Source organism: Pseudomonas sp. MIL19, from assembly GCF_028680365.1.
Classification (GTDB): domain Bacteria; phylum Pseudomonadota; class Gammaproteobacteria; order Pseudomonadales; family Pseudomonadaceae; genus Aquipseudomonas; species Aquipseudomonas spirodelae.
Map to the genome: position 1 here is coordinate 1 of NZ_JAPPVG010000079.1, position 1,286 is coordinate 1,286.

3 protein-coding genes are annotated in these 1,286 nt (G+C 59.8%); all 3 read left to right on the plus strand.

What is annotated here, in order from left to right; all coding sequences use genetic code 11:
* Positions 1 to 69: 69 nt before the first annotated feature.
* Positions 70 to 387 carry an IS66-like element accessory protein TnpA gene (gene tnpA / locus N1078_RS19410; protein ID WP_169873408.1) on the plus strand — a complete coding sequence of 106 codons (318 nt, stop codon included), beginning with the start codon at positions 70 to 72 and terminating at the stop codon, positions 385 to 387.
* Positions 384 to 719, plus strand: a complete 336-nt coding sequence (gene tnpB, locus N1078_RS19415; protein WP_274089698.1) for an IS66 family insertion sequence element accessory protein TnpB — start codon at positions 384 to 386, stop codon at positions 717 to 719. Before tnpA ends, tnpB begins: the two co-directional genes overlap by 4 nt.
* A 61-nt stretch (positions 720 to 780) precedes the next feature.
* Positions 781 to 1,286, plus strand: a 506-nt coding sequence (locus N1078_RS19420; protein ID WP_274089699.1) for an IS66 family transposase zinc-finger binding domain-containing protein, incomplete at its 3' end; no start/stop codon positions are given.

The window sequence follows — 1,286 nt, forward strand, 5'->3', positions numbered from 1 at the left end:
CCAGCATTAAGGGCGATGGTGTCCGCGTATTTTTAAGCGGACGCGATAGCCCTTATCGCCGGGATTTCCATGCGCCAACGAAGCTCTTACCCCAAACCATTCAAGGCCCAGGTTGTTCAGGAATGCCTGCAACCCGGTGCGAGCGTATCCCGCGTGGCCATCCGCCACGGCATCAACGCCAACGTCATTCGCAAGTGGTTACCGCTTTACCGAGATCAACTGCCAGCTGCGTTGCCGGCGTTCGTTCCGGTGAAGGTGACGCCCAAACGACCGACTGAAGCATCGGTGATTATCGAGCTACTGCTTGGCAAGGAATCGGTCACCGTGAAATGGCCAGCCTCCGATCCTGAAGGATGCGCCCGCTTTGTCCGTGGGCTTGCCCAGTGATCCGCATCGATACCATCTGGCTCGCCACCGAGCCTATGGACATGCGTGCTGGCACTGAAACCGCGTTGGCCCGCGTGGTGGCCGTGTTCGGTGCGGCGAAACCACACTGCGCCTATCTCTTCGCCAATCGCCGCGCCAACCGCATGAAAGTTCTGGTACATGACGGTGTGGGTATCTGGCTGGCCGCACGGCGATTGAACCAGGGCAAGTTTCACTGGCCAAGCATCCGACACGGCTCGGAAGTCGAACTCGACGCTGAGCAACTTCAGGCGTTGGTACTGGGGTTGCCCTGGCAGCGGGTCGGTGCGGGCGGCACGATCACAGTGCTGTAGCACCGGCCATTAGCCCATTGGTGTATCTGCGCTGACCGCCTGCTCTGGCACAATCAGCAACATGAATTCCTCGCCCAATCTCGACCAACTGACACCTGAGCAACTGCGTGCACTGGCCGCGCAGTTGCTCACGCAGGTTGATGCGATGGGCAAGAAGATCCACCGCGATCAAACCATCATTGAGCAGCTCACCCACGAAATTGCATGGTTCAAACGGCACAAGTTTGCCAAGCGCAGCGAGCAGCTGAGCCCTGACCAGGGCAGCCTGCTAGATGACCTGCTCGACACCGACATCGCCGCCATCGAAGCGGAGTTGAAAGCCGTCAATCCTCCGGTTGCTCCAGCTGAACCCCGCCAACAGCCCAAGCGCACAGCGCTGCCTGCACAATTTCCGCGCACGGTGATCCGTCACGAGCCGGAGAACACCCAGTGCGCCTGCGGCTGCCAGTTGCAACGCATCGGCGAAGACATCAGCGAAAAGCTGGATTACACGCCGGGCGTGTTCACCGTCGAACAGCATGTGCGTGGCAAATGGGCCTGTCGCCAGTGCGAAATACTGATCCAGGC